Below are 13103 nucleotides of genomic sequence, written 5' to 3'. Positions count from 1 at the left end.
TAGGACTGTTTACCCGAATCATCGGGAAAATCAGCGCATTTACAGTCTTGCAATATATTAATTATGTAAACAACAGACCGGTTGGCAGGGTTAAGTATGCGCTAAATTAATTCCGCCAACGGGTTATTTTAAAGTATATCCAGTTAATAAGGAAACAGCAGCGGCAGGACGAAAGTCATCACCACGCCGATGATAATCTGCAGAGGCAGACCCACCTTCACATAGTCCATAAACGAGTAACCACCCGCCTTCATCACCAGCGCATTAGGCGGCGTGGAGAATGGGGAGGCGAAGCACATGCTGGCTCCCAAGGTGACCGCAAAGAGGAAGGAATAAGGACTCACACCCACCTGCTGGGCTGCCACCAAGGCGATAGGAGCCATCAGCACAGCCGTGGCGGTATTGCTGATAAACATCGTCATCAGAGAGGTGGTGAAATAGATGCCTGCCAAGAGAGCCGTAGGTCCCATCGCCCCTAAACTGGCCACTAATGTCTGCGAAACCAACGCCGATGCTCCCGTCTTCTCCAGCGCCGTGGACATCGGCATCATCGCCGCTATCAGCACGATACTCTCCCAGTTGATGGTCTTGTAAGCCGCCTCCACATTACGGAAACAGCCTGCAAAGACCGTGAGCAGACCGGCTATGATGACCGCCGTAACCGGAGCCACAGGGATGAAATCAAACACCATCATCGCCACCATGAGCAGCATGATGGCTGCAGCCACAGGAGCCTTATAGTCGAGCAGCACCTTGTCGGCAGTCTTCTCAGGCTGGTCGAGCACCACCCAGTTGGAAGTATCCGAAGTGAGATGAGCCAGATTGGTCCACTCGCCCTGCACCAGGAGCATATCGCCCACATGCAGTTTGGCAGCTATCAGATTATCCGTGATATATTCCTCTCCTCGCTTCACACCCAGCACGTTGATACCGAAGCGCTTACGCAGATTGGCTTCTCCGATGCGCAGGCCTGCGAAATTGGAGGTAGGCATCACGACTATCTCCGTGAGTCCGAGGTCATAGAAGTCGATTTTCACGTCCTTCATTTTTCTCAATCCATAGTCGTGGGCAAACTTTTCTATCTTCTCCTCATCGCCCAGAATATAGAGAATATCGTGTACGGAAATCGTGCTGCTGCTCTTCGCCATGTTCTGGTTGACATCCTTCACGAGTCCGAGTTTCGACTTCTTCTCGTTTCTGATTTCGATGATGCTCACCCCGTATTTCTTCTGTATGCTGAGGTCCTTGAGCGTCTTGCCCACGATGTCCATCACCCCGCCATTTTCATCTGCCACCCCATAGCGCTTGCTGGGTACGATGTAGCGATGCAGATTGTCGAGCAGTTGGTATTCATCCACCAGGTCGTCGAGCGATTTCGCCTTGTCCTTCTTCTTTCCGTTCTGCTTCTTGCTGAGGAAAATCTTGCTGAGGGGCATGAGCACGATGATGCCGATGGCGATGACGATGAGACCCACGGGGAAGAAGGAGAAGAAAGCGAGCGGCTGATATCCGGCTTCCGTGAGTACCTCGTCGATGACCAGGTTGGGCGGCGTACCGATGAGGGTGAGCATTCCTCCGAGACTGCCCGCAAAGGCCAGGGGCATGAGGAAACGGCTCGACTGCATGCCCGATGCTGCCGCTAAGCTCACGATAATAGGCATCATGAGCGCCACGGTTCCGGTATTGCTCACGAAGGCTCCGATGAAGGAGGTGACGAGCATCACCAGCAGGAAGGTAATGGTTTCGTTGCCGCGCGAAAGGGCCATGAGCTTATTGCCCGTGAGCTTGGCAAGTCCCGTCTGCATGATGGCTCCACCCACCACGAAAAGGCCTATCATCATGACGACGATGGGCGACGAGAAACCTGCCAGGGCTTCTGAAGGAGTAAGAATTCCGAATACGAGTAGTGCTGCCAGAGCGGTAAGAGCTACGATGTCGGCCCTCACTCTGCCCCAAATAAACATGGCAACCGTAATGATTAAAATGCTAAGCGTTATTGTCATGCTATAAAATTTGAATTAAAATCATGTTTTCGAAACAAAATCATGTTTCGATTGCAAAGATAAGCACTTTTTCAGAAAAAACAAAGAAATTGGTAAAAAAACTTTGCTCATATCAAAGTATTATACTAACTTTGCAGACGGAAAAGAAACATTAAAACTCCAAAATGACAAAGAAAGGTAAACATACAGTATTATTTATTTGCCTCGGCAATATCTGCCGCTCCCCTGCGGGTGAAGGCATCATGAAGAGTCTCGTAGAAAAAGCGGGGCTGAGCGACGAGTTTGAAATCGACTCTGCCGGTATCGGCAACTGGCACGTAGGACAATTGCCCGACAGCCGTATGAGAAAATGTGGCGCTGAGCACGGTTATGATTTCAACAGTCACGCCCGCCAGTTTAAGAAATCAGACTTCGACCGCTTCGACACCATCGTGGTGATGGACAACGACAATTACCGTGCCATCACGTCCATGGCTTCCTGTCAGGCGGATAAGGACAAGGTGGTTTGCATGGCTGATTTTCTGACCCATCATCGCCAATATACTACCGTTCCCGATCCATACTATGGCGACTATAGCGACTTTGAACTGGTCATCACTCTCCTGGAGGATGCCTGTCAGGGATTGCTGCAGTCTCTCACGGAATAATTTTCTGTTGACCTATATCAAGCCGAAAACGGGATTAGTTGATATGAGTCAAAAAAAGTCCTCGTTTCATCATTTTGTCATGCCATTGTGACAGATTTTCAAAAAACAGGCATTACCTTTGCACTCGAAAAAGGTGAGATTGTAAAAGGATAATGTTAAACTGGAGCCTCAAATGGAGACTCCGCAAAATGAAAATGATTATGATGACAACAGTAATGATTCTCGCAGTAGTAGCAGTCATGATTGCTAAAGCTGTAAATGTAAACGACAAAATGGAAATGGGTAAGTAATTACCTGTTCCATGAGTGGTAAAAAGATTCAGGCTGAAAGAAGCCTGCAGTATTAATTAATTAAAGGATAACAAGTATGAAGACAATTTTCGAAAACATCAAGAAGGCTTTCAAAGCTTTACTTGAGAACTACATGAACGCCATGGAAATGTATGGCGAGGCATTGATTAAAGGTCGTGGTTGCTCTTGCGCTTAAGGGGGTTTACCTCTGGTGCATCAGAACCTACGGAAAGGATGCTGCTTTAAGCAAGTATCCTAAATGAAAAGAATGCTGCTTCTATAAGCTAACTCCAGAAATGGAGTTGCTTCTTCAAGCGGGCATTCATTTGATAAAGAAAGTAATTACGTTTGTAATATATGGAAGAAGCGTGCAAGTCTTTAAAGCTTGTACGCTTCTTTATTTTTTCTCCGCTGAGTTTTTCTTCTCGCAGATTTTTCTTCGTGGGAAGGTTTTTGTCCCACAGATTTCACAGATATACACAGATTTTCTTCATCATGATTTTATACTTTTTATTTGGTCATTTCATTATTTAATCATACCTTTGCAAGCAACTTTGAAGTGGTACACTTTTAAATTAGAATATAAAAGAAAATGGAGCAGCAAGATATTATCAGCAAGTTAGAGGCTAAGGGAATCAAACCTACAGCCAACCGCATCCTCGTTCTCAAGACTTTAGCAAGCGAGCAATACCCCCAGAGCCTCAGCAGTATGGAACACAAGATGCTGACCATGGACAAATCCAGCATCTTCAGAGTGCTCACCCTCTTCCTCGAACACGACGTGGTGCACGCCTTCGAAGACGGACGAGGTATTCTCAACTACGAACTCTGCGAGGAAGAAGGAAAATGCGACCATCATGACGGTCATATCCACTTCTACTGCGAGGCTTGCCAACGCTCCTTCTGCATGGAAGACATCCACATCCCAAGCTTCGAATTACCAGCAGGATTCTATCCCCACTCCGTTTCCTTTGTCATCAAGGGAGAATGCCCGGAATGTAGAAAAAAGCACAAGTACTTGCCATAATAACGGCATTAACCTGCCTGACAACGGCACAAATGTGCCATATAATCAGCAAAAAATTGCCTTAAAATCAACAAAAGAAGCATCCTTAGCTTAACATACATTTAACTATTCATCTTTTTTAGTTGCATATTTATAACTAACTTTTTCTTACAAAGTATATAAGATTTGTAAATTTAGGGCTTTTCAAATTTAAGAGCCGTTAAAGTGTTAAATTCAAATGTTAAAACGGGATAAAAAACAATACGGAATGATTGCTTTCTCATTTTTTGCTCCTATATTTGCAACCGGTTAGACGAAGCAACCGTTTTTCCAAGACAGTCAAATCTGCCTGAAATCAAGAATCCCCTCACAAGGAGTTCCGGGAACAAGAAAACCAAAGCAGAGGTTCTGAAATCAAGAATCCCCTCGCAAGGACTTCTGAAAAAAAACGAGGCTGCCGCAAACCAATTAGAGTAATAAAAAAGAAAAGTAATAATTAAAAGCAATAGACATGAAAAAGGTAACAAATTACGTGATGGCTCTGTTGTGCGCAGGTTCACTCGCATTCTCAGCCGGTGCATTCATGAAAGTAAACGCAGCTCCAGCTACAACTTCAGCTCCAGCTGGACAACCAGTAGATCTCACTTATGCAGCAGAAAAAGCTCTGCCAGCTGTAGTTCACATCAAATACGTACAGAACTCCAAGACGACAACGGTTGACGTGCAGGACGATCCATTCGGAGGATTCTTCGACCCATTCGGCTTCTTCGGAAACCCTGGCAACGGCGGCACACGCAAGCAGAGAGTGCAGACCCCTAAGAAAGAAGCTACAGGTTCGGGAGTCATCATCAGTAGCGACGGATATATCGTGACCAACAACCACGTGGTGGAAGGTGCTGACGAACTGACCGTCACACTCAACGACAACCGCGAATACTCAGCCCGCATCATCGGTACCGACAAGACTACCGACCTCGCACTCATCAAGGTGGACGGCAAGAACCTGCCTACCCTCCCTATCGCAGATAGCGACAAGGTAAGAGTCGGAGAATGGGTCATCGCAGTAGGCAACCCATTCGGTCTCAACAATACTGTGACTGCCGGTATCATCTCTGCCAAGGCACGTACACTCGGAGCCAACGGCGTAGAGAGCTTCATCCAGACCGATGCCGCCATCAACGCAGGTAACTCTGGTGGCGCACTCGTCAACACCCAGGGCGAACTCGTAGGTATCAACGCCATGCTCTACTCACAGACCGGTTCTTACGCAGGATATGGTTTCGCCATCCCTACATCCATCATGAACAAGGTGGTAGATGACATCAAGAAATATGGAAGCGTACAGCGCGTAATGCTCAGCATACAGGGTTCTGACGTGCTCAACTATATCAACAACCAGAAGGAGAACGGCAAGGAAGTGAACCTCGGAACCAACGAGGGTGTTTACATCGCCAAGGTGGATGAAGACGGAAATGGTGCTGCTGCCGACCTGAAGGAAGGTGACGTAATCACCAAGGTGGACGGCAAGAAGGTGACCAAGATGGCTGAACTCCAGGAATTGCTCAACGGCAAGCGCCCTGGCGACAAGATGACCATCACCTATCTGCGCAACAAGAAGGCTATCACCAAGACCATCACGCTGAAGAATGCTCAGGGCACAACCTCTGTCATCAAGTCAGCCGACCTCGATGTGCTGGGTGGCAACTTCCGCCAGATTACCGCTTCACAGAAGGAGCAGCTCAACATCAAGTATGGTGTAGAGGTGATGAAGGTGAACAGCGGAGCCTTGAAGGAAGCCGGAATCTCTCGCGGATTCATCATCCAGAAGATCAACGACAGCAATATCACTTCTCTCGACGACCTGCAGAAAGCCGTGAAGAGCGCTTCTACCAGCAAGGACCCTGTGCTCTACATCCAGGGTATGTGGCCTACAGGCAAGAAGGCTTACTTCGCAGTTCCTCTGCAGAAAGACTAAACCAGTCGCCCCGAAAGGAGAATTAGTTAACTTAAGCTCCAACAAGCATTTAGTCAGAAAAATTCTCCAATTAGGCGTCAGAATAAGGTTTTGAAAATATAAAAAACGACAAAATAGCAGGTATTTTTTTAAATATCTGCTATTTTTTTTGCTATTTTTTTTGTCAATTCGAACAAAAAGTGTATTTTTGCAGAACTTTAAAAAAATAAGGCTACCATGAGACAACTAAAAATTTCAAAATCAATCACTAATCGTGAAAGTGCGTCACTCGACAAATATCTGCAGGAGATAGGACATGAAGAACTACTCTCGGTAGATGAAGAAGTGGAATTGGCACAGAAAATCAAGAAAGGTGATCGCCGAGCCTTAGAGAGATTAACAAGAGCAAACTTACGCTTCGTTGTCTCCGTGGCAAAGCAATATCAGAATCAGGGACTCAGCCTCCCCGACCTCATTAATGAGGGAAATGTTGGACTCATCAAAGCAGCAGAGAAATTCGATGAAACACGTGGATTCAAATTCATCTCATACGCTGTTTGGTGGATTCGCCAAAGCATTCTGCAAGCCATCGCTGAGCAGAGTAGAATCGTGCGCCTGCCACTCAATCAGGTGGGAAGCGTCAACAAGATAAACCGTGAGTTCAACAAGTTTGAGCAGGAACACGAGCGCCGTCCAAGCGTAAATGAGATTGCCGACCGCATAGACTTACCTGAAGACAAAATCGAGGAAGCCATGAAGGCCAACAACCGACACGTGAGCATGGATGCTCCTTTCGTAGATGGAGAGGACAACAGCCTGCTGGACGTACTTGCCGACAATGATATGCCGATGGCTGACAAGGCACTCGTACAGGAATCGCTACGCAAAGAAATCGACAGAGCTATCGAACTGCTCAACGATAGAGAGCAAAAGGTGGTAAGGGCCTTCTTCGGCATCGGGTCACCTGAAATGACGCTCGAGGAAATAGGCGAAAAATACAATCTCACCCGTGAGAGAGTGCGCCAGATCAAGGAGAAAGCCATACGCAGACTCCGACACAACACGAAGAATAAACTGCTGAAGACCTATCTGGGGCAGTAGGCTATCAGAAAGATAGTCTGTAGGCTATCCAGAAAGAAGGTCAGTAGGCTATCAAATAACTTAAGAATAGAAATGAAATTATCAAAAATCGGACTCACAGCTATTGCAGCTACACTCCTCATCTCGCTTGCAGCACAGGCTAAAAACGAGATGAGAAAAGCATACGTCTTTGGATTTGCTTCTTCTTTCAACGACTCCACAGTCTATATCACAGACATTCAGGAGTTAGACTCTGTATGGTTTACCAGCAAGCATCATTTCCTGGTAAGCCGAGAGAACTACTCATACCAGTTGCGCGACTATCTGGCAAACATCGGAGAGCAGCACCGCACATGCATGGTGGAATATAATACCGACCCGAAGAAACTGGAGAAAGCGTGGAACAAGCTCTACACACGCTATGCGCACAACCAGAAGAAGAAAAACAACCAGAAGCAGAAGAGCGAACTGCCTCCTTTCCAGATCAAAAAACTGACCAGGGAGCAATTCCAGTTCCAGTCTGTAGCTCCTATGGATGAAGCTATAGAAATAGAGGAACCTGTAAAGAAAGTGAAGGCTAAGAAAGCCCTGAAAAAGCAACGCAAGAACAAATGATAGAATCACATGATTTTAACATCGCAGAGTTGAACGTGAGAATCTGTTTTGCAGAGTCTCCATTCAACAGCATGCGACTCCTGACCTCATTCGAACCCTTCAGAGTCAACACTTTGGAGGGTCATCTTTTTTTTAGCCTGCTTGTAGATGATTCCCTCAAACCCTACCCCAAGGATAAGCGCAAGAGAATCAGGGCTTTCGACACGGGAAACGGAGATACCATCGTGGATAGACTCGACAACGGAGGCTACCAGTATATCATCAAGGACATCAACGGGGCCAGCTGCTGCCTGCTGCAAACCAACAAGGACTTCAGCGACTGCCGATGCGCCCTGAACGGCAACTACAACATGCGTTGCTTCGGACTGAACAACGCCCTGATGCTCATCTTCGCCTTTGCCGGCAGCAGACTGCAGACTCTCCTCATCCACGCATCTCTGGTAAGACAGAACGGATACGGATACGCATTCATCGCCAAAAGCGGAACCGGAAAGAGTACACAGGTAAGCATGTGGCTGAGATATCTGAAGGGATGCGACCTCATGAACGACGACAATCCTATCATAAGATTCATCGACGGAGAGCCTTACATCTACGGCAGTCCGTGGAGCGGCAAAACCCCTTGCTATCGCAACGTGAAAGCCAAGTTGGGAGCCATCACACGCATCGACCGCGACAGTTCCAACTGGGTGGAGCGCCTTTCGCCTATCGAAGCCTTCGCCTCTCTCCTGCCCTCCTGTTCAAGCATGAAATGGGATCAGGATATTTTCAACGACATCTGCAATACGATTACCCGACTGGTGGAGACCTCCAACATCTACACTCTCCATTGCCTGCCCAACCGGGAGGCTGCCGAAGTTTGTAATCAGGCGATTGCCATCAAAGAAGGTGAAGGAAAATCCGCGTGACAAAATTTTCATCGGATTTCACGGAGGAATCGGAGGCATTCTTGCTTGTCAGATTGCTCACGGATTTTCGCAGAACTTTGGCCGCTGGCCAATGGCTCGCGCCCTATATATGCTCCTGTTGTTTTTTGTCACGCAGATTTCGCAGATGACGCAGATTTTTCTTCGTGGGAGGGTTTTGTCCCACAGATTTCACAGATATACACAGATTTTCTATGGAATCTCTGGTGAATCTCTTTGTTCAATCTCAGGGGGTATCTGCAACGACCGGACAGGTCGCATCCGCGAAAATCCGTGAGTAATCGACGCAGCAGGAAATCTCCGAATAAATTCCGTGGCATCCGATGAAAAAAATCCCGATGAGAAAAAATCTGCGTCATCTGCGAAATCTGCGTGACAAAAAAACGTCCCAAGAAAAATCTGTGTAAATCTGTGAAATCTGTGGGACTTTTTCCAACCTCAGGGGTATCTGCAACGACCGGACAGATCGCATCCGCGAAAATCCGTGAGTAATCGACGCAGCAGGAAATCTCCGAATAAATTCCGTGGCATCCGATGAAAAAAATCCCGATGAGAAAAAAATCTGCGTCATCTGCGAAATCTGCGTGACAAAAAAACGTCCCAAGAAAAATCTGTGTAAATCTGTGAAATCTGTGGGACTTTTTCCAACCTCAGGGGTATCTGCAACGACCGGACAGATCGCATCCGCGAAAATCCGTGAGTAATCGACGCAGCAGGAAATCTCCGAATAAATTCCGTGGCATCCGATGAAAAAAATCCCGATGAGAAAAAAATCTGCGTCATCTGCGAAATCTGCGTGACAAAAAATCGTCCCAAGAAAAATCTGTGTAAATTTGTGAAATCTGTGGGACTTTTTCCAACCTCAGGGGTATCTGCAACGACCGGACAGATCGCATCTGCGAAAATCCGTGAGTAATCGCCGCAGCAGGAAATCTCCGAATAAATTCCGTGTCATCCGATGAAAAAATCCCGATGAAAAAATTCAGAATAAAAATCCGCGTGACAAAAAAATAATAAAAAAACGATGCAAGATAATCATTCCATAAAGACTGTAGAAATACAGTTTGCCAACGCCCAACTACTCCCAGAGATCGTGAAACTGCTGGAAGAAGGTCATACCGTAACCCTGCTGCTGCGCGGTTACTCCATGCGCCCGTTCCTGGAAGACAACAGAGACAAGGCCTTGCTGACCAAGGCTAAAGACATCAAAGTAGGCGATGCAGTACTGGCAGAAATCAGCTACAGACATTACGTGCTTCATCGCATCATCAAGATTCAGGACCAGGAAGTAATACTGCGAGGAGATGGAAACTTAGGCATAGAAAAATGCAGAATAGAAGACGTGAAAGCATCCGTAATTGGATTTTACCGCAAGGGCAGAAAGAAGCTGGACAGAACAGACAGCAAAAAGTGGAAAATTTATTCGGCTCTCTGGATGCACCTCTTCCCTATCCGCAGATATCTTCTTGCCGCTTACAGAAGAATCTGGATTCCGATTCTTGGACCGATGTAGGATATAGAGAATACGAAGAATATAGAGAATAGGGAGAATATGAGATATATGCAGAATCTATTATTGAATATGAGATACATATAGAAATATGTGGATACGCAGAATATGTTAGAATAAAAAGCGGGGTTATCTTCAGTTTCCAAAAGATAATCCCGCTTTTTTATTATTTATAATTCTAAGCCTTTATGCTTCAAGACTTGAACTTCTATCAAAGCAAAAGCGCCTGATTTATAATCCAAAACTAAACCGAAGCACAAACGCTTGATTTATGCTTCAATAATTCCAGCCTGCAACCATAATTCGGTAAGAGCCTTCACGTCTTTCATCGCCGTAGCCTCATCCACCTCATACTCCTGAGTCAGCAGACCGACCAAGTCTTCATGAGTAAACTCCTTGCCCTGGATATTCTGCCATAAATAAGCAGAACTCTCATTCATACTAATGATATTGCTGAAATCAATATTCTCCTCTCCCTCTGCCACGATGATGTTCTCACCACAAACCACACGGAGATTGAAACCTGGTTTTGCTTTCATCTTTCCTTATTTTTTTTATTCTTATTCTTTTATATTCTATTCTTCCCTCGAAAGGAACCAATTTCCAACCGAAGATTTCCCCCTCGAAAGGAACCTATTTCCAACCGAAGAATTTCCCCCTCGAAAGGAACCAATTTTTTTCCGAAGAATTTCCCCCGGAGAAACCGATTTTCCCGAGGGAAATTTCCTTTTTATTTCATGTGACTCTTAAACCAATCTGCAATCTGTCTCAACAGATGATTGCGCGTATTGCCACCATAAATACCATGGTTTCTGTTAGTATAAAACAGCTCCTTGAAATCCTTGTCTGCCTGAACCAGCGCCTCTGAATATTCGAAGGTATTCTGAGGATGCACATTATCATCAGCCACACCATGGCAAATCAGCAGGGCACCATGCAAGCGGTCTGCACGCTCGATAGGATTCACCTTGTAACCATCCTCATTCTCCTGAGGAGTACGCATATAGCGCTCGGTATAAACCGTATCATAGAAACGGTAGCAGGTAGGAGGTGCCACAGCCACACCAGCCTTGAACACAGGACGGCCTTCGCTCATACTCATCAACGTATTGAAACCACCATAACTCCAGCCCCAGATGCCGATATTATCCTTATCAACATATGGCAGACTACTCATGTAGAGAGCCGTCTCCACCTGGTCCTTAGACTCCAGATCGCCCAGTCTGAGATAAGTAGATTTCTCAAATTCTGCACCACGGCCACCCGTTCCGCGACCATCTACACAAACCACGATGAAACCCTCCTGAGCCAGATAATAGTCGAAAGCACCACCCTGGCCCATACTGCCCGTATTCCAGGCATTCAGAACCTGCTGGTTGCCCGGACCGGAATACTGGAACAGGATGACAGGATACTTTTTGTTGGCATCAAAGTCAACAGGCTTCACCATCCAACCGTCGAGTTTCACACCCTCAGAAGTAGTAAACGAGAATGTCTCACGCTTGCCCCAGTTGTATTTCTGAGTCTTCTCCAAAAGTTCCTTGTTGTCCTCCAGCATCTTGATAACCTTACCCTTGTTGCTGCGCACGGTAAACACCTGTGGATGGCTGTAAGAGCTCCAGGTATTGACGAAATATCTGAAATCGCCTGAGAAATTGGCAGCATTAGAACCCTCCGCATCTGTGAGTCGCTCCACCTTACCATTCTTGTGAGCCACATATACCTGTCGGTCGTGCGGATTGATCATCGCAGCCTGGAAGTACACGTCCCCGGCCTTCTCGTCCATTCCGTAAATCTCGGTCACATCATAATTTCCCTTCTCTACCTGGCGAATCAGCTTGCCGTTCATATCGTAGAGATAAAGATGCATATAGCCGTCGCGGTCGCTTGGCATGAGGATATATTTCTTGCCCACGATGCTGTTCTCCATCACCTCCTCTTTCACAAACTTAGGCACGCTCTCCTTGATGAGCATCTTGCTGGCACCCGTGAAAGGATTGACCGAATAGAGTCGCATATCGTCCTGATGGCGGTTCATCGTATAGACAATCAGACAGTTACGGTCTGGCGAAGTTTTGATGCGAGGATAATAACCGTCTGCATCTACCGGAACATCAAGGCGGATGGTCTTGCCAGCCTTCAGATCATAACTCCAGAGACTCACCTTGGAATTATCCTGACCCGCCTTCGGATACTTGTAGGAATACTCGCCCGGATAATCGTGGAACTCAGGATGTGCTGGCTTGGCTCCCTCGAAAAGCTGGAGAGAGTAAGTCTTCACATGCGACTCATCGAAGCGGATCCAGCCGATGGAAGTACCGTCAGCATTCCATGCAAACGCCCTATTGAAAGCAAATTCCTCCTCGTAAACCCAGTCAGGAATTCCGTTGATGATTTCATTAAACTTGCCATCGGAAGTAATCTGCGTTTCCTTTTCGCCATCAAAGACAAAGAGATTATTATCCTTTACGAAAGCGATGTGCTTGGAATCAGGCGACCATGTAGCCACCTGCTGGTTTTCGCCTTCAGAAAGTTTGCGGAGCTTCTTGCTGGCGATATTGTAGATGAAATACTCGGCCTTGAAAGATCTGCGGTACACAGCCTTGCTCTTGGTGATTATCAGGAGTTGCTTGCCGTCAGGGCTCATCACATATCCATCAATAGACTCGAAAGGAGCCTGAGCCTCATGAATATCAAAGAGGACAGCCACCTGCTTGCCCGACTTGAAGGAATAGCTGACAATCTGCTTGCCGTCATTACTGATAGAAGCATACAAATCAGTACCTTCGATAGGATTGATTCCCGTCACATAACTGGCAGAGAATTCACCCGAAGTAATGCTCTTCAGATCCAGTTTCTCTGCAGCTTCCATTGCCGTCACCATCATGATAGTTGCAATAAAAATAGAAAATTTCTTCATAGTTTTCTTTATATAAAAAGCTTCAATATTATCTGTTTATTTTTCCTGTTTGAAATCTGCCACCCTTTTTCTTTAGCAGACTTCTCCTTTGTCATTTCTAATTTCTCCCTTCTCATTTGTCATTTCTCATTTAAAACAAATGAAGGACGAAT

10 protein-coding genes and 1 pseudogene are annotated in these 13103 nt (G+C 46.3%); 8 read left to right on the top strand and 3 right to left on the bottom strand.

What is annotated here, in order from left to right; genetic code table 11:
- Nucleotides 1–110, top strand: a pseudogene (locus EXN75_RS13295) (IS982 family transposase); the annotation flags it as partial.
- 33 nt (nucleotides 111–143) lie between these two features.
- Here EXN75_RS13295 and EXN75_RS13290 read toward each other — a convergent pair.
- Nucleotides 144–2003 (bottom strand): SLC13 family permease, encoded by a 1860-nt coding sequence (locus EXN75_RS13290; protein ID WP_134844177.1) that lies wholly within the window; start codon nucleotides 2001–2003, stop codon nucleotides 144–146.
- Nucleotides 2004–2167: 164 nt separating this feature from the next.
- Between EXN75_RS13290 and EXN75_RS13285 the strand changes: the two genes are divergently transcribed.
- The 7 genes from EXN75_RS13285 (at nucleotide 2168) to EXN75_RS13255 (ending at nucleotide 10034) form a co-directional block, all read left to right on the top strand.
- A complete protein-coding gene (locus tag EXN75_RS13285) occupies nucleotides 2168–2650 on the top strand; it encodes a low molecular weight protein-tyrosine-phosphatase (protein WP_134844176.1) in 483 nt (160 codons plus the stop codon).
- Between the two features lie 882 nt (nucleotides 2651–3532).
- Complete coding sequence (locus tag EXN75_RS13280; protein ID WP_134844175.1) at nucleotides 3533–3967, top strand: Fur family transcriptional regulator; 435 nt, start codon at nucleotides 3533–3535, stop codon at nucleotides 3965–3967.
- Nucleotides 3968–4457: 490 nt separating this feature from the next.
- Nucleotides 4458–5921, top strand: a complete 1464-nt coding sequence (locus EXN75_RS13275; RefSeq protein WP_134844174.1) for a trypsin-like peptidase domain-containing protein — start codon at nucleotides 4458–4460, stop codon at nucleotides 5919–5921.
- Nucleotides 5922–6137: 216 nt separating this feature from the next.
- Nucleotides 6138–7001 carry a sigma-70 family RNA polymerase sigma factor gene (locus EXN75_RS13270; protein ID WP_118116939.1) on the top strand — a complete coding sequence of 288 codons (864 nt, stop codon included), beginning with the start codon at nucleotides 6138–6140 and terminating at the stop codon, nucleotides 6999–7001.
- Between the two features lie 72 nt (nucleotides 7002–7073).
- Nucleotides 7074–7595 carry a hypothetical protein gene (locus tag EXN75_RS13265; protein ID WP_134844173.1) on the top strand — a complete coding sequence of 174 codons (522 nt, stop codon included), beginning with the start codon at nucleotides 7074–7076 and terminating at the stop codon, nucleotides 7593–7595.
- Entirely contained in the window at nucleotides 7592–8503 is a 912-nt protein-coding gene (locus EXN75_RS13260; RefSeq protein WP_263011509.1) for a hypothetical protein, read from the top strand. Before EXN75_RS13265 ends, EXN75_RS13260 begins: the two co-directional genes overlap by 4 nt.
- Before the next feature lie 1042 nt (nucleotides 8504–9545).
- A complete protein-coding gene (locus EXN75_RS13255) occupies nucleotides 9546–10034 on the top strand; it encodes a S24/S26 family peptidase (RefSeq protein ID WP_134844172.1) in 489 nt (162 codons plus the stop codon).
- A 266-nt stretch (nucleotides 10035–10300) separates the two neighbouring features.
- Here EXN75_RS13255 and EXN75_RS13250 read toward each other — a convergent pair whose 3' ends face one another.
- Together EXN75_RS13250 and EXN75_RS13245 are read right to left on the bottom strand one after the other, a co-directional pair.
- Complete coding sequence (locus tag EXN75_RS13250) at nucleotides 10301–10570, bottom strand: PqqD family protein (RefSeq protein ID WP_022109687.1); 270 nt, start codon at nucleotides 10568–10570, stop codon at nucleotides 10301–10303.
- A gap of 191 nt (nucleotides 10571–10761) precedes the next feature.
- Nucleotides 10762–12951 carry a S9 family peptidase gene (locus tag EXN75_RS13245; protein ID WP_134844171.1) on the bottom strand — a complete coding sequence of 730 codons (2190 nt, stop codon included), beginning with the start codon at nucleotides 12949–12951 and terminating at the stop codon, nucleotides 10762–10764.
- Nucleotides 12952–13103: the final 152 nt, after the last annotated feature.

Origin of the sequence: Segatella hominis, from assembly GCF_004535825.1 — a bacterium.
In the GTDB taxonomy this organism is placed as follows: domain Bacteria; phylum Bacteroidota; class Bacteroidia; order Bacteroidales; family Bacteroidaceae; genus Prevotella; species Prevotella hominis.
The sequence above is the reverse complement of the archived record's forward strand: the minus strand, read 5'-3'. Positions and strand labels throughout refer to the sequence as shown.

What these genes read in the sequence shown, in the direction of transcription:
- EXN75_RS13290 (WP_134844177.1), bottom strand. Translation starts at nt 2,003, where the DNA reads ATGACAATAACGCTTAGCATTTTAATCATTACGGTTGCCATGTTTATT.
- EXN75_RS13285 (WP_134844176.1), top strand. Translation starts at nt 2,168, where the DNA reads ATGACAAAGAAAGGTAAACATACAGTATTATTTATTTGCCTCGGCAAT.
- EXN75_RS13280 (WP_134844175.1), top strand. Translation starts at nt 3,533, where the DNA reads ATGGAGCAGCAAGATATTATCAGCAAGTTAGAGGCTAAGGGAATCAAA.
- EXN75_RS13275 (WP_134844174.1), top strand. Translation starts at nt 4,458, where the DNA reads ATGAAAAAGGTAACAAATTACGTGATGGCTCTGTTGTGCGCAGGTTCA.
- EXN75_RS13270 (WP_118116939.1), top strand. Translation starts at nt 6,138, where the DNA reads ATGAGACAACTAAAAATTTCAAAATCAATCACTAATCGTGAAAGTGCG.
- EXN75_RS13265 (WP_134844173.1), top strand. Translation starts at nt 7,074, where the DNA reads ATGAAATTATCAAAAATCGGACTCACAGCTATTGCAGCTACACTCCTC.
- EXN75_RS13260 (WP_263011509.1), top strand. Translation starts at nt 7,592, where the DNA reads ATGATAGAATCACATGATTTTAACATCGCAGAGTTGAACGTGAGAATC.
- EXN75_RS13255 (WP_134844172.1), top strand. Translation starts at nt 9,546, where the DNA reads ATGCAAGATAATCATTCCATAAAGACTGTAGAAATACAGTTTGCCAAC.
- EXN75_RS13250 (WP_022109687.1), bottom strand. Translation starts at nt 10,570, where the DNA reads ATGAAAGCAAAACCAGGTTTCAATCTCCGTGTGGTTTGTGGTGAGAAC.
- EXN75_RS13245 (WP_134844171.1), bottom strand. Translation starts at nt 12,951, where the DNA reads ATGAAGAAATTTTCTATTTTTATTGCAACTATCATGATGGTGACGGCA.